The following is an 18263-nucleotide window of genomic DNA, read 5'->3' as shown; positions in this document are numbered from 1 at the left end:
AACAATTGTCGCAACCATGGCTGGGCCTCCGTTCCGGAGCGATCGCTACGCTCGCAAGGGTTCTCAGTTACCCTCCGCGCTCGAACGTAACCGCCGCACGGCCCGCACGGCCCGCACGGCCCACCGGCGCGTCACGGTGTGGCGGTCCACTGGTCCAGGAACGCCCACAGGTGATCGTCCAGGCCGAAGTTGGCCCACGAGCAGATGGTCAGGGGTGCGTTCATGGCCCAGTCGGCGCCGGCGACCGCGTCCGAGCCGTCGGCGAAGCCGCTGACGTCGAGGCACTGGCCGCCGCTGGTCGGGGAGATGACCGTCGAGCCGCTGGCCTTGAAGTTCTCGAAGACCGAGCTCAGGGCCGTGCCGCCGGGGGCGGTCATGTTCCAGACCGACCATTCCTGGTTGTCGTTGGCCGGGTTGGAGTCGCAGGTGTAGACGTACAGGTGGGTGCCGGCCGGGTCCGAGCCGTAGCCGGGGAGGTCCAGGCACAGGCCGGACTTGTCGTTCACGACCTCGTAGAGCTGGACGCCGCTGACCACGCGGGTCGGGTTCAGGTGGAAGTCCTGGTTGTCGCCGCTCTCGCTGGTGTCGCACGGGTACTGCGACACCGGGGTGTTGACGCCCACGCTGCCGTACCCGGGCAGGTCCATGCACTGGCCGGTCCAGTTGTCGTGGATCGTGGTGGAGACGTTGGCCGAGTCGACAGCCGATGCGGTGACGGTCCCGGCGGTCGCCGTCACGGTCCCGGCGGCCGCGTGGTCCGCCGCCGCGTGGCCGGCGGTCGCCGCCCCGGCCTGCGGCGCCGCGAGCAGCGCCAGCGCCGAGGCGCCGAGCAGGGCCGCCACGCGGTGCCGGGTGGTACGGGAGTCAGACATGTTGTGTCCCTTCGGTCTCCGGGCTGGGTTCTGCCACAGTGCCCCTGGCGCTCGGGGGATCGGGAGGGCACGGACGGTTCATGAAGTGCCTGGGGAGAACTGGAAGCCTGGCATCAGCTGACGAACCGTTTCAGCCCGGGCACGCAAGCCGGACACGCAAGAAAGTCGGGGCCCGTGTCAACGCGGCCGTGCGCAGGCGTCGTTGATGAGGGCGTGGCAGGGCGACGGGCCCGCCGGCAGGAGGGTGTGACATGGCGAATCCCAGGAAGCGGAGCTTGCGGACGACGGGGATCGGGGTGGGGCTGGGCGTGCTCGCCGTGACCGGGATCAGCGTCGGGGTCTCGCAGGCGGCGTCGGCCGGCGGTAGTGGCACTGGCAGTAGTCCGGCGACGTCGGCGTCGACCGGGCCTTCGGCGGCGCCTTCGGTGCCCGGCGGTCCGCAGCCCTCGGCGTCGGCGTCGGCCGCTCCGGTGCCCTCAGTGTCGGCCTCGGGCTCGGCCGCGTCGGAACCCTCGGCGTCGGCGTCGGCCGCGTCGGAACCCTCGGCGTCGGCGTCGGCCGCGTCGGAACCCTCGGCGTCGGCGTCGGCCGCGCCGGAACCCTCGGCCTCGGCGTCGGCCGCGCCGGTGTCGCAGCCCTCGGCATCGGCGTCGCACTGACGGATCAACTGGTGTACCGTCCAGTCCCCGCGGCCGCCGGGCCGGCCGCGTCGGGGCTGTGCGTGGCTGACGGGAGCGCGGCGTTGGGGAAACGGGCGGAGCCGGACTTCGAGGCCTTCGCGCGCGCGAGCATGCACAGGCTGCTGCGCACGGCCGTGTTCCTCGTCGATGACCGGCACATCGCGGAGGACCTGGTGCAGGTGTCGCTGGAGCGGACGGCGCGGCACTGGCGGCGGGTCGGGCACGACAATCCCGAGGCCTACTCCCGCAAAGTGCTGGTGAACCTGGCGATCGACCGCTCGCGCAAGCTCAGACGCGGCCGGGACACCCCGATCGGCGACGCCACCGACCTGGACCTGCTCGGTTCCGGCCGCGACGCGCTCACCCCGCCCGGGGACGCCGACGCGTCCGGCGACCTGGCCGCCGGCCTGGCCGCGCTCCCGGCCCGGCAGCGGGCGGTCGTGGTGCTGCGGTACTGGTGCGATCTGGACGAGCGCGAGATCGCCCACACCCTGGGCATCTCGACCGGCTCGGTGAAGACCCACGCGTCCCGGGCGCTCAAGGCGCTCCACGGCCGACTGACCTCGACAAGTGAGGCGCCACGATGAGCGACGAAGGGCAGCAAGAGGCACTGCGTTCCCACTTCGCCACCCGGGCCGAGGAGATCCAGCCCTCGGCGGAACTGGCCCGGCGGGTGGCCGCGATCCGGCCGCCGGCCCGCGGACGGCGGCTGCCGCTGCGGATGTCGGCGCTGGCCCTCGGCGGGGTCGCGGTCGGCGCCGTGGCCACCGCCGTTGTCGTGCTGGCCGGTCATCCCGGGCCCGCGCCCGAGCACCCGGGTCCGTTGGCGCCACCGAAGGCCACGACGAGCGTGATCGCGCCGGGCCCGTCCTCGACGCCCGGGACGACCGACGGCGACGGCCACCACGATGCCAGCGCGTCGGCGTCGGCTTCGTCGCCGGCCGGACAGGCGACGGGACAGAGCACCGGACAGAGCACCGGACAGAGCACCGGACCGACGCCGAGCGGAAGCCTTACCGGACCGCCCCAGACTCCCAGCTCGGCCGCACATTCCGTACCCACCGCACCCTCCGCACACTGAGCCCGGCAGCTTGGTGGGCCTCGTCAGCTGAATCGGATGATCACAGCACTCCCCGCCCGCACCGTCACGCTCGCGCTGCCATGCCGCACCGCCACCGGCGTCTGCCGCGGCGCCGGGAACGCTCCGTGCGCCCCGACCTGCCCGCCCCCGAGCGTGATCCCGGAGGTGGCCGCCAAACCGTCCGGTGACGTCGTGGTCAGCGCGGTGAGGCTGCCGTGCTGCAACCCGTTCAGGCCCAAGGCCAGGTCGACGGTCGTCGCCGGATGACTGGCCGGGTCCTGGACGTCGTCGAGCACGACCGTCAGGTGACCGCCGTCGCGGACGGCGTAGGCCCGCACGTCGGCGGAGTCCGGATCGTCCAGCGCCACGAAGTCGCCGCCGCCGACGAGCTCGGTCGCGAGCATCCCGTAGTACAGCGGCCGCGCCGTCAGATCGCCGGACGTCGGGCACAGCGGGGTGTAAGGGTCGCAGCCGGCCGCGTTGGTGCCGTCCATGAACTCGGCGCTGGCGACGCCGTCCTGCGCGAGCAGGAGGTTGTAGTCCAGAGCCCACAACGCGGACGCGAACGTGTCGCTGACCCCGGCCGTCCCGGCGCACACGGTCGAGTTGGTCTCGGTCATCGCGGCCGGCACGTGGAGCTGGCGGGCCGCGCTCAAAGCCGCCTGCGCGTTGGCGTTCTCGTACTGCGCGGACGCCGTGCCGAGCAGCTGCGCGATGGTCGCGACCGAACCGCCGCACGCGCTGGTCGGGTAGGTGTGGTCGGTGACCAGCGAGACGTCCGGGTGCGCGGCGTCGGCCGCGGCGAACCCGCCGAGCCAGGAGCTGTGGTTGGTCTCGGCGTCCGGCCCGGTCAGCGCGATGCCCGGGACCGCCGCGCGGATCGCCGAGGCGTAGGTCTCGAAGTCGGCGTAGTAGGCGGCCGGGTCGGTCTCGTAGAAGTTGGGCTCGTTGCCGACCTCGACGGCCAGCAGCGACCGGCCGAAGATCTGCCGCGCGTACCGGGCCTCGTCGGCGGCCCGGGCCGGATCGCGGTGCTTGAGGTTCACCGCGAGGATCACCTTCCAGCCCGTCGCCTTCGCGATCGCGGCCAGCGGCTGGAGCTTGGCCGGGGTGATGGTGCCGGAGGTGGCCCAGCTCGGCGCGGTCTCGCCGGTCGAGGTCCAGAACGTGGTGTCGCCGGAGTTGCCGCCGACCCGGAGGGTCCCGCCGGGGCCGAGGGTGCTGAGATACCCGGCCAGGTCGGTGCTGGAGTAGTTGTCGGCGGCGACGGTCGCGGCGCCGAAGGAGAAGCCGACGAACCCCGGGCTCAGCCGGTGGCCGGTCTGGTCGGGGTGGACGGTGATGGCCAGGCCCGCCGCTGCCGACGCGGCGGCTTCCGAACCCGACGCGGCGGCTTCCGAAGCCGGGTCGGCCGAGGTACCGGACGCCTGTGCCGTCCCAGCGCCGATCAGAGCCCCGCCGATCAGAGCAGCGGCGACTACAGCGGTGCCGAGGGCCGTGGTGCGCCTATGCGTACTGATTCTCATGACACGGCAATGTCGTACGCGCATACGGCCGGCACAAGTAGTTGGCGGGTAAAAACTTCACAGGGATGACTGGCGTTCACATATATGAACACTCTGGCGCTACTGCCGGGGTTCTCCCACCCCCGGCGTCCAGTTCTCCCGCCCCGCTGTCCAACTGTGTCCTTCGCCACGTCACAGGGGCACTACGCGGAGTTGACGCGGTAGCGCGGCGTCGGGCAATGTCGCGAGCGAAGACACCCCGCGAGGAGGCCTTGGAGATGACACCGCCGGCTGCCGCCGGGGAGACCACAGCCCGTACCGGGACCGGCTCCCACGGTGAAGACGAAGACCTCGGCGTCCAAGACGGCGATCTCGCCCTGGCCTCGCTGTTCCCGGCCCCGAGCCGCGAGCAGTGGCGGCGACTGGTCGCCGGAGTGCTGGCGAAGTCGGGGAAGCCGGGGCTGGAAGGTCAGGATGCTGAGAAGGCACTGAGCACGGCGCTGGAGGACGGCCTGTCCGCCCAGCCGCTCTACACGGCCGACGATCAGGCCCCTGACCCGGGATTCCCGGGCACCGCACCGTATGTCCGCGGAAACCGCCCGCACGGCGCCGTCCTCGACGGCTGGGACATCCGGCAGTACCACGGCGATCCGCGCCCGGACGCGGCGAACCAGGCCGTACTCGCCGACCTGGAGAACGGCGTCACCTCGCTGTGGCTCGAAATCGGCGACCAGGGCCTGCCGATCGACGCGCTGCCGAAGGTACTCGACGGCGTCTACCTCGATCTGGCCGCTGTGGTGCTCGATGCCGGGCCCGATTTCGGCGCGGCCGCACAACGTCTGTTCAAGCTCTACGACGAGCGCGGCGTGCCCGACGGCCAGGCCACCGGCAACCTCGGCGCCGACCCGCTCGGGCTGCTCGCCCGAACCGGCGCGGACGAGCGGACCGAGAGCCTGCTCGCCGAGGCCGCCGAGCTCGCCGGGACCTGCGCTCAGCGGTACCCGGGAGTACGGGCCCTGACAGTCGACGCGCTCGCCTACCACGACGCCGGGGCTTCTCCGGCGCAGGAACTCGGCTCCGCTCTGGCTACTGCGGTCGCCTACCTGCGGCAGCTCACTGACGCCGGACTGCCGGTCGCGGATGCCGCCGGGCAACTGGAGTTCCGGTACGCCGCGACCGCCGATCAGTTCCTGACCATCGCGAAGCTGCGCGTGGCCCGCCGGCTGTGGGCCCGGGTGCTGGAGGCGTCCGGGGCGCCGGAGGCCGCCGCGTCGAACCGGCTGCACGCCGTCACCTCCTCGGTGATGATGACCGAGCGCGACCCCTGGGTGAACATCCTGCGCACCACCGTGGCCTGCATGGCGGCCGGGGTCGGCGGCGCGGAGTCCGTCACGGTGCTGCCGTTCGACGACGTCGTCGGCCTCCCCGACGACTTCACCCGCCGGGTCGCCCGCAACACCCAGTCGATCCTGCTGGACGAGTCGCACCTGGGCCGGGTCGTGGATCCGGCGGGCGGGTCCTGGTACGTCGAACGGCTCACGGACGACCTGGCGCGCGCCGCCTGGGCCTGGTTCCAGGAGATCGAGCGGGCCGGCGGGATGCGTTCGGCGCTGGTCGGCGGGCTGGTCGCCGAGCGGATCGGCGCGGCCTGGGAGCGCCGGACGGCGGCCATCGCGCGCCGCCGCGAGCCGATCCTGGGGGTCAGCGAGTTCCCGAACCTCGGCGAGAAGGCGCTGACCAGCGTGCGGCGGCCCGGGCGGCGCGGCGGCGGTTTGCCCCGGGTGCGCAGGGCCGAGGCGTTCGAGGCGTTGCGGGACCGTGCGGAGGAACTGCTCGTCAGGGACGGGTCGCGGCCGCGGATCGCGTTGGTCGCGCTCGGTTCCGAGGCGGTGTATTCGGCGCGGTCGTCGTTCGCCGCCAACCTGTTCCAGGCCGGCGGGATCGAGGGCGTCGTCGTCCCGGTGCCTGTCGAGTCCGGTTCCGGTGTGGATGCCGACGCCTTGCGGGCGGCGCTGGCCGACAGCGAGGCGAAGATCGCGTGTCTGTGTTCAAGCGACGCGCTGTATGCCGAACACGCCACAGAAGTCGCGCGGATCCTCGGTGAGGCCGGGATACAGCGGATCTGGCTCGCCGGACGTCCGGGGGAGCGGGCTGAGGAGTACCGCGAGGCCGGTGTCGAGGAGTTCGTCTACGTGGGCTGCGATGTACTGTCCGCGCTGAATACCGCCTATGCGGCGATCGGAGAGTTCTGATGATTCCCGACTTCTCCGAGGTGGAGCTGGATGCCGGCTCGGCGGAGGCCGTCGCCGACGCGAGGACCGGCGCTGCCGGCGCGGCCGGTACCGATCAGTGGCGCGACGCGTGGCGGGAGCAGACCGGCAAGGACGTCGAGGACGCCCTGTGGGAGACTCCCGAAGGCATCACGGTCAAGCCGCTGTACACGGCCGAGGACCTGGAGGGCCTGGACTTCCTGGGCACCTACCCGGGGATCGCGCCATACCTGCGCGGCCCGTACCCGACGATGTACGTGAACCAGCCGTGGACCGTGCGCCAGTACGCCGGCTTCTCCACCGCGCAGGAGTCCAACGCCTTCTACCGGCGGAACCTCGCCGCCGGGCAGAAGGGCCTGTCAGTGGCCTTCGACCTGGCCACCCACCGCGGCTACGACAGCGACCACCCGCGGGTGACCGGCGACGTCGGCATGGCCGGCGTGGCGATCGACTCGATCTACGACATGCGGCAGCTGTTCGACGGGATCCCGCTGGACAAGATGTCGGTGTCGATGACGATGAACGGCGCGGTGCTGCCGGTGCTCGCGCTCTACATCGTGGCCGCCGAGGAGCAGGGCGTCGCGCCGGAGCAGCTGGCCGGGACCATCCAGAACGACATCCTCAAAGAGTTCATGGTCCGCAACACCTACATCTACCCGCCGCAGCCGTCGATGCGGATCATCTCCGACATCTTCGCCTACACCTCCCAGCGCATGCCGCGCTACAACTCGATCTCCATCTCCGGCTACCACATCCAGGAAGCCGGGGCCACCGCAGACCTCGAACTCGCCTACACGCTCGCTGACGGCGTCGAGTACCTGCGGGCCGGTCTGGACGCGGGCCTGGACGTCGACGCGTTCGCGCCGCGGCTGTCGTTCTTCTGGGCGATCGGCATGAACTTCTTCATGGAGGTCGCCAAGCTGCGGGCCGGGCGGCTGCTGTGGGCCAAGCTGGTGCGGGAGTTCGAGCCGAAGAGTGCGAAGTCGCTGTCGTTGCGGGCGCACTGCCAGACCTCCGGGTGGTCGCTGACCGCACAAGACGTGTTCAACAACGTGACGCGCACGTGTATCGAGGCGATGGCCGCCACACAGGGGCACACGCAGTCGCTGCACACGAACGCGTTGGACGAGGCGCTGGCGCTGCCGACGGACTTCTCCGCACGCATCGCCCGCAACACCCAGCTGCTGCTCCAGCAGGAGTCGGGGACCACGCGCGTCATCGACCCTTGGGGCGGCAGCGCTTATGTCGAGCGCCTGACGTACGACCTGGCCCGGCGCGCCTGGCAGCACATCCAGGAGGTCGAGGCGGCCGGCGGGATGACCGCGGCCATCGACGCCGGGATCCCGAAGCTGCGCGTCGAGGAGGCCGCGGCGCGGACCCAGGCGCGGATCGACTCCGGGCGGCAGCCGGTGATCGGCGTCAACAAGTACCGGGTCTCCGGCGGCGAGGACATCGACGTCCTGAAGATCGACAACGAGCAGGTGCGCGCGCAGCAGGTGGAGAAGCTGCGGCGGCTGCGGGCCGAGCGGGACGAGGACGCGTGCCAGGAGGCGCTGCGCGCGCTGACCGCCTCGGCGCGCGCCGGCGCCTCGCGGGACGGGTCGCTGGACGGCAACCTGCTGGCGCTGGCGGTGAACGCGGCGCGCGCCAAGGCCACCGTCGGGGAGATCTCCGAGGCGCTGGAACAGGTCTACGGCCGCCACGCCGGCCAGATCCGCACCATCTCCGGCGTCTACCGCGACGAGGCCGAGGCGGGGTCGGGCGCCGGCGGGCCGGTCGCCGAGACCCGCGCGCTGGTCGACGCGTTCGCCGAGGCCGAGGGGCGCCGGCCGCGCATCCTGGTGGCGAAGATGGGGCAGGACGGGCACGACCGGGGGCAGAAGGTGATCGCCACCGCGTTCGCCGACCTCGGTTTCGACGTGGACGTCGGCCCGCTGTTCCAGACCCCGGCGGAGGTCGCGCGGCAGGCGGTGGAGGCCGACGTGCACATCGTCGGCGTCTCCTCGCTGGCCGCCGGCCACCTGACGCTGGTACCGGCGCTGCGCGCGGAGCTGGCGGCGGCCGGGCGCGAGGACATCGTGATCGTGGTCGGCGGCGTGATCCCGCCGCAGGACTTCGAGGAGCTGTACGCGGCCGGGGCGGCGGCGGTGTTCCCGCCCGGGACGGTGATCCCGGACGCCGCGAAGGACTTGGTGCGGAAGCTGGGTGAGTCGCTGGGGCACCAGCTGTGAGCCCGGCTCCCCAGGACCCGCAGTACTTCGTGGACGGGGTCCGCTCGGGATCTCGTCCGGCGATCGCGCGGACCATCACGCTGGTGGAGTCCACCCGGGCTGATCACCGGGTGACCGCGCAGCAGGTGCTGACGGCGCTGCTGCCGTACTCCGGCGGCGCGGTACGGGTCGGCGTCACCGGCGTGCCCGGCGTGGGCAAGTCGACGTTCATCGACGCGCTCGGCACGATGCTGACCGGCCTCGGCCACCGGGTCGCGGTGCTCGCGGTCGACCCGTCCTCGACCCGCACCGGCGGCTCGATCCTGGGCGACAAGACGCGGATGGAGCGGCTGGCCGTCGATCCCGCCGCCTTCGTGCGGCCGTCCCCGACTTCCGGCACGCTCGGCGGGGTCGCCAAGGCCACCCGCGAGAGCATGGTGGTGATGGAGGCCGCCGGCTACGACGTGGTACTGGTCGAGACGGTCGGGGTCGGGCAGTCCGAGACCGCGGTCGCCGGCATGGTCGACACCTTCCTGCTGCTGGCCCTGGCCCGAACCGGGGACCAGTTGCAGGGGATCAAGAAGGGCGTGCTGGAACTCGCCGACGTCATCGCCGTCAACAAGGCCGACGGCCCGCACGAGCGCGACGCGCGAGCCGCCGCGCGGGAACTCTCCGGCGCGCTGCGACTGCTCCGCACCCCGGACGCGCCATGGACGCCGCCGGTGCTGACGTGCAGCGCGCGCGAGGACACGGGGCTGGACGAGATCTGGAACCAGGTCCGCGCCCATCGCAAGGCACTGGAGGCCACCGACAGCCTGGCGGCCCGCCGCCGGGAGCAGCAGGTCGCCTGGGTGTGGAACCTGGTCGAGGACCGGCTGCTGGCGCGGCTTCGCGGGCACGAGGGCGTCCGGGCACTGACGCCGGGGCTTGAGGAGCAGGTGCGGTCGGGGCGGATCACCGCTACCAGTGCTGCCGAGGAGATTCTGGATTTGTTCCAGGCGGGATAGGTGAACCGTGATAACGGGAGTGCGGTAGCTGCCCGATGTGGGGAACCACCACTTTTCAATGGCCGGTCCGGTAATACCGGACCGCGAGGTCGAGCCATTCCCGACCGACGGCTTGCGCCTGTTCCCGAAGGCGGGCGGCGAGATCAGTGGTGGCCCCGTCGCGCAGGATCGTCTCGATCTCACTGACCTGGCGGTCGATCTCGACCGTGGCGAGGCCGTCGGTCGAGGTGCGGTGGGCCAGACCGGAAGCGTCGTTCCTCAGCTGGGCCGCGACCTGGCGGATGTGCGCGAAGTCGCCGGTCTGGCCGTAGGCCAGGACCGAGCGCAGCGCGAGGGCGGCGGTCTGGGCGAGTCCGCCCGCGCGGCCGCCGTCGGATTCCGGTCCCCGGGCGAGGTCGTGGCGGGCGTAGACGTCGTCAGGCGAGACGCGGTCGCGGTCGCCCTCGACCGGCTGTCCCCAGACCTGCTCCAGGGCCTTCCGGTAGAAGTCGAGGTCCGCCTGCCTGCCCTCGTTCGCGGCCACCCAGAACAGGATTCCGACGGCCCGTTCGGCGCACGCCGCGGCGAACAGCGCCGACTGCTCGCGCGAACCATTGGCCGAGAGCCGTTCCAGCGCTGGATTGATCTTCGCGTCCTGGGCTTCGATCACCTCCAGGAGCTTTTGCTGCTCGGCCAATATGTCATTGATCCCGACCAATGGAATGTCCTTTTCGTGGTACTGACCGGGGAAGCGGAGTGGGCGCTCGACGGTGCCACGGTTAAGCGCGCCCCGCCGCGATGATCGACTCTAGTCATGAAGGACACGCGAGAGCCGGCGAGCGAGCAATCGATCTTTGCCGCCGACCGCGTTAGTAGAATGTGGCGGGTGCCAACACATGAGGAGATCACCCGCCATCATGAGCCGGATCCGGACGAGGATCCGTGGGTTTCGGGCCCACCGCAGCAGGCCGCGGTCGAGATCGTGCCTTACAACCACGAATGGCCCAGCCGTTTCGAGGCGCTCGCCCATGATATCCGCGAGGTACTCGGTGCGGCGGCCCTCGTCGTCGACCATGTCGGATCCACCTCAGTACCCGAACTGGCCGCCAAGGACGTCATCGACATCGACTTGACGGTGGCCGACCCGACGGACGAGGACCGCTATGTGCCGCCCCTGGAACGGCTCGGCTACGTCCTCGTCATTCGAGAACCGTCCTTCCATCAGCATCGATGTCTGTCGCTGCCGGATCCGAAGGTGAATCTGCATGTGTTCGGCCCGGACTGCCCGGAAACAATCCGGCATCTCATGTTCCGCGACTGGCTGCGGTCTCATCCGGACGACCGTGACCGGTATGAGCAGGCGAAACGACAGGCGGTTCCCGGTGGCGGCCATGTGATGGACTACAACCGCCGCAAGCAGGACGTGCTCCGGGATATCTACGATCAGATGTTCCGCGCCGCCGGCATGACGTAGAAGGAGACTTCCGTGCCGGGGGTCAGGGCGGATGTGCTCTGGTAGGTGAACACCTGGTCGGCGGCGTCGGCGCAGGGTTCGATGTCGAGCTGGGTGCCGTTGGCGGTGTCGGCGGCCGGGTCGGTGAGGCAGAGCCCGGACTGCGGGTTCAGGAGCGTGCCGTCGGCCTGCTGGACCCACTGTTGGCCGCCGATGCCGTTGCAGTTCCACAGCTGCACCTTGGAACCGGCCGCGGTGGCGTCGTTGATGATGTCCAGGCAGCGGGTCCCGGGCGCGGCGTTGCTGTTGTCGCCGCCGGTTCCCAGAGCGATGCCGCCTTCCTTCGCCATCGGCGCGTAGCCGGCTGGCAGGGCGCCGTTGTAGAGCGCTGGCACAGTTGGCTGCGTCGCATCACCGCCGTCCAAGGCGAAGTTCGCCTGCCCGTCGTTGCGGAGCACCGCGGTGACGAACGGAGTGTGCAGGCTGGTGTTGGACAGGTTGCCGGTCCCGTTGCCCATGAAGACGCCGTTCTCCATGTCGGCCTGGATCCACGGGCCGGGCCCGGAGCACGGCGAGGCGGTGCAGGCCGAGGAGATGATCGGCGCGTCCATGTGCCCGGCGCCGGTGTCCTTCGAGGCGTTCTCGACGTTGCCGAAGTCCGAGCAGCAGCCGTTGGTCGCGTTGCTGCCGCTGGCCACCTCGTAGATCGACTCCGGCTGGGCGCCGGTCGCCACGCCGGTCCCCTTGGCGAGCCGGTAACCGGTAGCCGGTAGCCGGTGCGGGGGAACGTGGCTATGCCGTACGCCTTGGGGCCTCCGACGGTGACCGGCAGCGTAGGTGCGGTGACCCCGCATTGGCGTGGGGTCACCGCACCCGCTCACCGGCCGGCCGGAACCAGCCGGATCATGTTCCAGGACACCGGCGGTAGCGCGGCGCTGAGCCGTCGGCCCTCGGTGGTCGCGCCGGCCACGCCGGTCGGTGCGATCCGCTCCGGGGTCTCGATCGAGTTGGCGGCGTCCAGGTCGGTGCCGCCCAGGTGCAGGTGTTCGGCCACCACCAGGTCGCCGAAGGCCCGCAGGTCGATGTCGAGCTTCGCCTGTTCCTCGGTGTGCCGGTTCATCGCGAACACCGTGACCTGGCCGGTCTCCTCGTCGTGCGTGGCCACCACGTCGACCAGCGGGACGTCGCCGTGCTCGGCGGTGTCGTAGCGGTCGGTGGCGGTCTGGACCCGCAGCACGTCGCCGACGGCGTGCCGGGCGGTGAGCGCGAAGGGGTGGAAGATGGTCTGGGCCCAGGCCGGGCGGTCCGGTTCGGCGCGGATCGGGCCGATCACGTTGACCAGTTGGGCCAGGCAGGCGATGGAGACCCGGTCGGCGTGCCGGAGCAGGGACATCAGCAGGCTGCCGAAGACCACCGCGTCCTGCACGGTGTAGGTGTCCTCGATCAGCCGCGGCGCCTGCTCCCAGTCCAGGTTGGTGTGGCCGGCGAAGCGGCTCTGCTGCCACAGGTTCCACTCGTCGAAGGAGAGGTTGAGCCGCTTGCGGGACTGCTTGCGGGCGGCGACGTGGTCCGCGGTGGCCACCACGCCCTCGATGAAGCGGTCCATGCCCGCCGCCGCGCCCAGGAAGCTGGCGCGGTCTTCGCCGTGCTGCTCGTAGTAGGCGTGCAGGGAGATGTAGTCGACGTGCTCGAAGGTGTGCTCCAGCACCGTGGTCTCCCACGTGCCGAAGGTCGGCATCTCGGCGTTGGAGCTGCCGCAGGCCACCAGTTCGATGCCGGGGTCGACCTGGCGCATCGCCTTGGCGGTCTCGGCGGCCAGCCGGCCGTACTCCTCGGCGGTCTTGTGGCCGGTCTGCCAGGGGCCGTCCATCTCGTTGCCCAGGCACCACAGCTTGATGTCGTGCGGCTGCTCCACGCCGTGCGCGCGGCGCAGGTCGGAGTAGTAGGTGCCGCCCGGGTGGTTGGCGTACTCCAGCAGATCGCAGGCCTCTTGGATGCCGCGGGTGCCGAGGTTGACCGCCATCATCGGCTCCACCTGGGCCAGTCTGGTCCAGGCCATGAACTCGTTCAGGCCGAACTCGTTGCTCTCGATGGAGCGCCACGCCAGGTCCAGGCGCCGGGGCCGCTCGGCGACCGGGCCGACGCCGTCCTCCCAGCGGTATCCGGACACGAAGTTGCCGCCGGGGTAGCGGATCACGCCGACCCCGAGGTCGCGGGTGAGCTCGGCGACGTCCAGCCGGTTGCCGTCCGTGTCGGACTCGGTGTGTCCGGGTTCGTAGATACCGCCGTAGACGCAGCGGCCCATGTGTTCCACGAAGGAGCCGAACAGGCGGCGGTCTACCGGGGCGATCCGGAAGGCCGGGTCGAGGGTGGCATGTGCTGTGAGCAAGGGAGGTTCCTTTTACTTGATACCTGTTGCGGCGATGCCCTCGGTGAAGAACCGCTGGGCGAGCAGGAAGGCGATGGCCAGGGGCGCCAGCGAGATGGCGGCGCCGGCCATGAGTGCGGCGTGGTCCACGCCGGAGGTGCTGGAGAACAGCGTCAGGGCCGAGGGCAGGGTCCGCATGTCGGTGCTGCTGGAGATGACCAGCGGCCACAGGAAGTCGTTCCACAACGCCATGAACTGGATGACGAACAGCGAGGCCAGGGCGGGCCGGGCCAGCGGGAGGATGATCTGCCAGTAGATCCGCAGGGGACCGGCGCCATCGACCCGGGCGGCCTCGTCCAGCTCCTTGGGGATCTTGACGAAGAACTGCCGGAGCATGAAGATGCCCAGCGCGCTCACCGACCGCGGGACGATCAGGCCCTGGAAGGTGTTCAGCCAGCCGAGGTGGAACACGGTGAGGAACAGCGGGATCAGCATCACCTGGAACGGCACCATCAGCGTGAGCAGGATGGTCCAGAAGACGAAGTTCTGCCCGCGGAACTTCAGCCGGGCCAGCGCGTAGGCGCACAGCGAGTCGATGAGCAGCAGCAGCACCGTGGTGCCGCCGGCGAACACGACGGTGTTGACCGCCAGCCGGAAGAACGGCAGCTGGGTGAACACGGCGTGGAAGCCGGAGACCGACCAGTGGTCCGGCCACAGCCGCGACGGATCGGAGTACAGGTCCGCCGGGGTGCGGAAGGCCACGCCCAGCATCCACAGGAACGGCACGACGGTGGCCAGCGCCGCGATGGTGAGCACGGTCCAGGCCAGGACCCGGCCCACCCGGCGCAGTCCGCGCAGCATCGGGCCGGCCCAGGACGGCGCTGGGGGCAGCGAGGAGAGGGACGCGTCAGTCGTCATCGCGGAACCTCAGCATTCGCAGTTGCACGACGGAGACGGCGATGATGATCAGGAACAGCACCCAGGCGATCGCGCTGGCGTAGCCGAGCCGGAAGTCGACGAATCCGCGTTGGTAGAGGTACATGACGATCGACTCGGTGTGGAACAGCGGGCCGCCGTCGGTCATCACGTAGGTCAGGTCGAACAGTTGCAGGGCGTTGACGGTGCCGATCACCACGGTGAACAGGATCGCCGGGCGCAGCGCGGGCAGCGTCACGTGCCGGAACCGGGCGATCGCGCCGGCGCCGTCCAGCGTCGCGGCCTCGATCAGGTCCTGGCGCACTCCCTGCACCCCGGCCAGCAGCACGATCATCGAGAAGCCGAAGTTCTTCCAGATCCCGACCGCGATCAGCGCCGGCAGCGCCAGATGCGTGTCCTGCAGCCAGTTCTGGGAGTGGACCCCGATCTTGCCGAGCCAGCCGTCCACCAGCCCGACCTGCGGGTCCAGCAGGAACTTCCAGACGATCCCGGTGACCGCCAGCGAGGCGATGGTCGGGAAGAAGAACGCCGAGCGCAGCAGCATCGTGTACCAGGTGGTGCGGCGCAGCCACTGGGCCAGCGCCAGCCCGATCGCCACCTGGCCGATGACGACGAAGACCGCGTAGACGATCGTCACCTTCAGCGCGTTCCAGAACCGCGAGTCGTGCCAGAGCTCGGTGTAGTTGCCGAAGCCCAGCCACTTGTGCGAGTCGTCGCCGATCGTCCAGTCGTGCAGGCTCATCCAGCCGGACTGGACGATCGGCCACAGGATGAAGACGGCGGCCAGCAGGAACGCCGGCGCGACGAACAGGTACGCGGGGTTGAACCGGGACCGCCAGCCCCGGCCCCGACTCCGCCGGTCCGGTCCCCGGGACCGGGCCGGCGCGTCGGTCGCTTGGTCTGCCAGATGTGCCATCGATCGCCCTCTTCTTCGTCCGTCTCCGCCGCGCCGGCCGCCGTCAGCTCTTGCAGCCGGTGAGCTGGTCGATCGCCTTGGCCGCGGAGTCGGCGGACTTCTGCGGGTCCGCGCCCCGGGTCAGCTGGCCCAGCAGCGGCGTGTAGACGTCGGTGTCGATCTGCGAGGAGGTGGGCAGCCCGGCCAGGTAGAGCCGGGCGGTCGGCAGCGCCTGGGCGAACACCGCGGTGTTCGGGTCCGAGACGGTGACGTCGCTGCGCGCCGGCGGGTAGCCGGAGCTCTTCGAGAACGAGGCCTGCGCGGTCTTGCCGGTCCACCAGCTCAGGAACTCCAGCGCCTGGTCCTTGTGCTTGGTGTTCTTGGCGATCATCAGCGGCACGGTCGAGGCCAGGGTCACCGGGCCCGCCGAACCCACCGGCACCGGGGCGATGCCCAGGTCGATCCCGGCCTTGCGGAAGCCGTCGGCGGCCCAGGGGCCGTTCAGCTCCATCGCCGCCTTCTTCGCCGAGAACAGCGTGTCGGCGTCGGCGCCGGTCTGGCCGACCGGGCTGACGTGCTGGTTCTGCACCAGGTTGGCCCAGGTCGACAGGGCCTGCACGCTGGCCGCGGAGTTGACCGTCGCGCAGCCGTCCGGGCCGACGATGTCGCCGCCGTTCATCCACTGCAGGATCGGCCACATCTCGATGGTCTGGTGGTCGGCCAGCGAGATGCCGTACTGGGTCGGGTTCGCCCCGCCCAGCGTCAGCTTCTTGACGTCCGCGACGAACTCGTCCGAGGTCTTCGGCGGATCGGTGATCCCGGCCGCGGTGAACATCGTCTTGTTGTAGTAGAGCGCGACCGTGGCGAGGTTCGCCGGGACCGCGTACAGCTTCCCGTTGACGGTGAACGCCTTGGTCACCGAGGACGGGAATGCGGAGGAGTTGATCTGCGTGTCACCGGTGCCGATCGAGGGATCCAGCGGGAGCACCGAGTTGGTCTTGATGTAGTTGAAGATCACGCCGGGGTCGAAGTTCGGCGTGGCCAGATCCGGGCCCTGCCCGGTGGCCCACTCGGCGGGCAGCTTCTGCCCGATCGCGTCCCACGGCTGGATGTCCATGGTGACCTTGATGTTCGGGTGGGAGGCGTTGAACTCCGAGACCAGCGCCTGGTAGGAGGGTCCGTCCGGACCGGTGAACCCGGTCAGCATGGACAGCTTCACCACACCGCCACTCGACCCGGAGCCGCTGGAGCTGCTGCTACAGCCCGCGGCCGCGAGCAGACCGGCGGCGGCGACGGCCGCGGCGGCGACTTTCACATGCGATTTCATGGCTCCTCGATGTCTGTGTCGAATGCCCTGATATGGATCTTGTCTACGGCTTGTCGGTGATACGCCGATACCACCCGGCCGTGTGACTCCGGTCACGCGGCGGAAATCCGGGGTGTGGTCAGTTCTACATCGTTGTCTACAACGTTGTAAAGGCGTAGCATGACCCGAACGGAACTCACGGGAAGGGCGGTCCCGACAGGTGCCCCCAACACTGAAGGACGTGGCCGAACGGGCCGGCGTCTCGATCAAGACGGTCTCGAACGTGGTGAACGGCTACGCCTTCATCACGCCGGCCACCCGCGAACGGGTGGAGCGCGCGATCGCCGAGACCGGCTACCGCCCCAACCTGGGCGCACGGAACCTGCGCAAGGGCCGGACCGGCTTCATCGTGCTGGCCGTCCCGGAGCTGGACAATCCATACTTCGCCGAGCTCACCGGGCTGGTCATCACCGCCGCGCACCGCCGCCAGTGGACCGTGCTGGTCGAGCAGACCCAGGGCTCCCGCGAGCGCGAGCAGGCGGTCATCACCTCGATGGGGCCGCAGCGGATAGACGCGGCAATCCTGAGCCCACTGGCAATGGAGCCCTCCGACCTGGAACGCGCTGACCCCGCAACCCCGCTGGTACTGCTCGGCGAGCGCGACATCCCCGGCCCGGCCGACCACGTCGCGATCGACAACGTCGCCGCCGCCCGCACCGTCGTGGAGCACCTGATCAGCATCGGCCGCCGCCGCATCGCCGTCATCGGCGACCAACCCGGCAAGAACGGCGGCACCGGAGCCCTGCGCATCGCCGGCCACCGCCAGGCCCTGGACGCCGCCGGCCTGCCGCACGACCCGGCGATGGTCCTACCGGTCGAGAACTACCAACGGGCCGACGGGGCCGCGGCGATGGCCCGCCTACTCGACCTCCCCGAACCGCCGGACGCGGTCTTCTGCTGCAACGACCTGCTCGCCATCGGCGCCATGCGCACCGCCACCGATCGCGGGATCTCCATCCCGGGGAACGTGGCGATCGCAGGGTTCGACGACATCGCCGAGGGCGGCTACAGCTCGCCGACGCTGACGACCATCGCCCCGGACAAGGAGGCGATCGCCGAAGCGGCTGTGAATCTGGCGGACAAGAGGGTGGATCCGATTCGGGGCGGGCGTGGGGCGAAGAGCGCTGAGTCGGAGGACGTGGAGGCGCCGTATGCGTTGAAGGTGCGGGAGAGTACGGCTGGTAGGGCTGGTAGGGATGGCGCGGATGGCGCGGCTGGCATGGCTGGCATGGCTGGCACAGGGCGCTGATTTACTTGGGGATGACGGTTCACTGGCGTCGTATCGGGCGGCAACGTCTGCCCTGGACGGGGTGGGTGTATCAGATTCGGCGGATGGGTGAGCGGGTCTAGGTGGCAGGCGCCAGTGGCGGGTACGAGTGGCAGGGTTTTGGCTTGTGGCTTGCAGTTGGTGTGTTGGTTAAAGGCATTTCTTTACGGAACTACCTAGTATTGACTAATCACGGATCGAGACGCAGTTCGCTGTGCCACGCGGTTTGCGTTGGCGGGCGGCGGTTGTGGTGGTGGTTTCGCGCGGGTCCGAGTCACTGCGCACGCGTTGGGCTGGCGGCAATCGTCGCGTGTGGTGGGCGCCTGAAGTCAACGGCAGGGGCCTCCGGCGGGCCTCGGCAACCTCAGGGAAAC

General features: G+C 70.3%; 16 protein-coding genes. 7 read left to right on the top strand and 9 right to left on the bottom strand.

Translation table 11 applies throughout. The annotated features are described in order from the left end of the window. Positions 1-131: 131 nt before the first annotated feature. Entirely contained in the window at positions 132-872 is a 741-nt protein-coding gene (locus tag KGQ19_RS18865) for an RICIN domain-containing protein (protein WP_212010508.1), read from the bottom strand. 130 nt (positions 873-1002) lie between these two features. After that, positions 1003-1539 carry a hypothetical protein gene (locus KGQ19_RS18860; RefSeq protein WP_212010507.1) on the bottom strand — a complete coding sequence of 179 codons (537 nt, stop codon included), beginning with the start codon at positions 1537-1539 and terminating at the stop codon, positions 1003-1005. 3 nt (positions 1540-1542) lie between these two features. On the opposite strand from KGQ19_RS18860, the gene KGQ19_RS18855 reads away from it, so the two are divergent. Together KGQ19_RS18855 and KGQ19_RS18850 are read left to right on the top strand one after the other, a co-directional pair. Continuing rightward, the gene (locus KGQ19_RS18855) at positions 1543-2139 is read left to right on the top strand and encodes a SigE family RNA polymerase sigma factor (protein ID WP_212010506.1); all 597 of its coding nucleotides are present in this window, start codon (positions 1543-1545) and stop codon (positions 2137-2139) included. Further along, positions 2136-2633, top strand: a complete 498-nt coding sequence (locus tag KGQ19_RS18850) for a hypothetical protein (RefSeq protein ID WP_212010505.1) — start codon at positions 2136-2138, stop codon at positions 2631-2633. The genes KGQ19_RS18855 and KGQ19_RS18850 overlap by 4 nt, the downstream gene beginning before the upstream one ends. Positions 2634-2656: 23 nt before the next feature. Here the strand turns inward: KGQ19_RS18850 and KGQ19_RS18845 are convergent, their stop codons facing one another. Next, positions 2657-4159, bottom strand: coding sequence for a glycosyl hydrolase family 79 C-terminal domain-containing protein (locus KGQ19_RS18845; RefSeq protein WP_212010504.1), 1503 nt, complete (start codon positions 4157-4159; stop codon positions 2657-2659). A 257-nt stretch (positions 4160-4416) separates the two neighbouring features. Here KGQ19_RS18845 and KGQ19_RS18840 point away from each other — a divergent pair, with 257 nt between their 5' ends. Genes KGQ19_RS18840 through meaB form a run of 3 tightly spaced genes read left to right on the top strand, consistent with a single transcriptional unit; the run spans position 4417 to position 9625 of the window. Continuing rightward, positions 4417-6390, top strand: a complete 1974-nt coding sequence (locus KGQ19_RS18840) for a methylmalonyl-CoA mutase subunit beta (RefSeq protein ID WP_212010503.1) — start codon at positions 4417-4419, stop codon at positions 6388-6390. Then, complete coding sequence (gene scpA, locus KGQ19_RS18835; protein WP_212010502.1) at positions 6390-8639, top strand: methylmalonyl-CoA mutase; 2250 nt, start codon at positions 6390-6392, stop codon at positions 8637-8639. Before KGQ19_RS18840 ends, scpA begins: the two co-directional genes overlap by 1 nt. Next, complete coding sequence (gene meaB / locus KGQ19_RS18830; protein WP_212010501.1) at positions 8636-9625, top strand: methylmalonyl Co-A mutase-associated GTPase MeaB; 990 nt, start codon at positions 8636-8638, stop codon at positions 9623-9625. Before scpA ends, meaB begins: the two co-directional genes overlap by 4 nt. Positions 9626-9680: 55 nt before the next feature. Here the strand turns inward: meaB and KGQ19_RS18825 are convergent, their stop codons facing one another. Then, positions 9681-10322, bottom strand: coding sequence for a hypothetical protein (locus tag KGQ19_RS18825; protein WP_212010500.1), 642 nt, complete (start codon positions 10320-10322; stop codon positions 9681-9683). Between the two features lie 159 nt (positions 10323-10481). Between KGQ19_RS18825 and KGQ19_RS18820 the strand changes: the two genes are divergently transcribed. Then, positions 10482-11078, top strand: a complete 597-nt coding sequence (locus tag KGQ19_RS18820; protein WP_368862122.1) for a GrpB family protein — start codon at positions 10482-10484, stop codon at positions 11076-11078. On the opposite strand, the gene KGQ19_RS18815 is transcribed toward KGQ19_RS18820, so the two are convergent. Genes KGQ19_RS18815 through KGQ19_RS18795 form a run of 5 tightly spaced genes read right to left on the bottom strand, consistent with a single transcriptional unit; the run spans position 11048 to position 16583 of the window. Continuing rightward, positions 11048-11911 (bottom strand): arabinofuranosidase catalytic domain-containing protein, encoded by an 864-nt coding sequence (locus KGQ19_RS18815; RefSeq protein WP_212010498.1) that lies wholly within the window; start codon positions 11909-11911, stop codon positions 11048-11050. The genes KGQ19_RS18820 and KGQ19_RS18815 overlap by 31 nt on opposite strands. A 23-nt stretch (positions 11912-11934) precedes the next feature. Further along, positions 11935-13446, bottom strand: a complete 1512-nt coding sequence (gene arfA, locus KGQ19_RS18810) for an arabinosylfuranosidase ArfA (protein WP_212010497.1) — start codon at positions 13444-13446, stop codon at positions 11935-11937. A 12-nt stretch (positions 13447-13458) separates the two neighbouring features. Further along, a complete protein-coding gene (locus KGQ19_RS18805; protein ID WP_212010496.1) occupies positions 13459-14343 on the bottom strand; it encodes a carbohydrate ABC transporter permease in 885 nt (294 codons plus the stop codon). After that, on the bottom strand, positions 14333-15277 hold the full coding sequence (locus tag KGQ19_RS18800) for a carbohydrate ABC transporter permease (protein ID WP_212010495.1): 945 nt from the start codon (positions 15275-15277) through the stop codon (positions 14333-14335). Before KGQ19_RS18800 ends, KGQ19_RS18805 begins: the two co-directional genes overlap by 11 nt. 43 nt (positions 15278-15320) lie before the next feature. Further along, positions 15321-16583 carry an ABC transporter substrate-binding protein gene (locus KGQ19_RS18795; protein WP_212010494.1) on the bottom strand — a complete coding sequence of 421 codons (1263 nt, stop codon included), beginning with the start codon at positions 16581-16583 and terminating at the stop codon, positions 15321-15323. Positions 16584-16782: 199 nt separating this feature from the next. Between KGQ19_RS18795 and KGQ19_RS18790 the strand changes: the two genes are divergently transcribed. Continuing rightward, positions 16783-17871, top strand: a complete 1089-nt coding sequence (locus KGQ19_RS18790; RefSeq protein WP_212010493.1) for a LacI family DNA-binding transcriptional regulator — start codon at positions 16783-16785, stop codon at positions 17869-17871. The last annotated feature ends 392 nt before the right edge of the window (positions 17872-18263 follow it).

It is taken from the genome of Catenulispora pinistramenti (genome assembly GCF_018274385.1).
GTDB lineage: Bacteria > Actinomycetota > Actinomycetes > Streptomycetales > Catenulisporaceae > Catenulispora > Catenulispora pinistramenti.
The sequence above is the reverse complement of the archived record's forward strand: the minus strand, read 5'-3'. Positions and strand labels throughout refer to the sequence as shown.

Bases quoted from the DNA above. Each gene is read 5' to 3' on its own strand.
- KGQ19_RS18850 (WP_212010505.1), top strand. From the start codon at position 2,136: ATGAGCGACGAAGGGCAGCAAGAGGCACTGCGTTCCCACTTCGCCACC.
- KGQ19_RS18865 (WP_212010508.1), bottom strand. From the start codon at position 872: ATGTCTGACTCCCGTACCACCCGGCACCGCGTGGCGGCCCTGCTCGGC.
- KGQ19_RS18820 (WP_368862122.1), top strand. From the start codon at position 10,482: ATGTGGCGGGTGCCAACACATGAGGAGATCACCCGCCATCATGAGCCG.
- KGQ19_RS18805 (WP_212010496.1), bottom strand. From the start codon at position 14,343: ATGACGACTGACGCGTCCCTCTCCTCGCTGCCCCCAGCGCCGTCCTGG.
- KGQ19_RS18815 (WP_212010498.1), bottom strand. From the start codon at position 11,911: ATGCGGGGTCACCGCACCTACGCTGCCGGTCACCGTCGGAGGCCCCAA.
- KGQ19_RS18795 (WP_212010494.1), bottom strand. From the start codon at position 16,583: ATGAAATCGCATGTGAAAGTCGCCGCCGCGGCCGTCGCCGCCGCCGGT.
- KGQ19_RS18845 (WP_212010504.1), bottom strand. From the start codon at position 4,159: ATGAGAATCAGTACGCATAGGCGCACCACGGCCCTCGGCACCGCTGTA.
- KGQ19_RS18840 (WP_212010503.1), top strand. From the start codon at position 4,417: ATGACACCGCCGGCTGCCGCCGGGGAGACCACAGCCCGTACCGGGACC.
- KGQ19_RS18800 (WP_212010495.1), bottom strand. From the start codon at position 15,277: ATGGCACATCTGGCAGACCAAGCGACCGACGCGCCGGCCCGGTCCCGG.
- scpA (WP_212010502.1), top strand. From the start codon at position 6,390: ATGATTCCCGACTTCTCCGAGGTGGAGCTGGATGCCGGCTCGGCGGAG.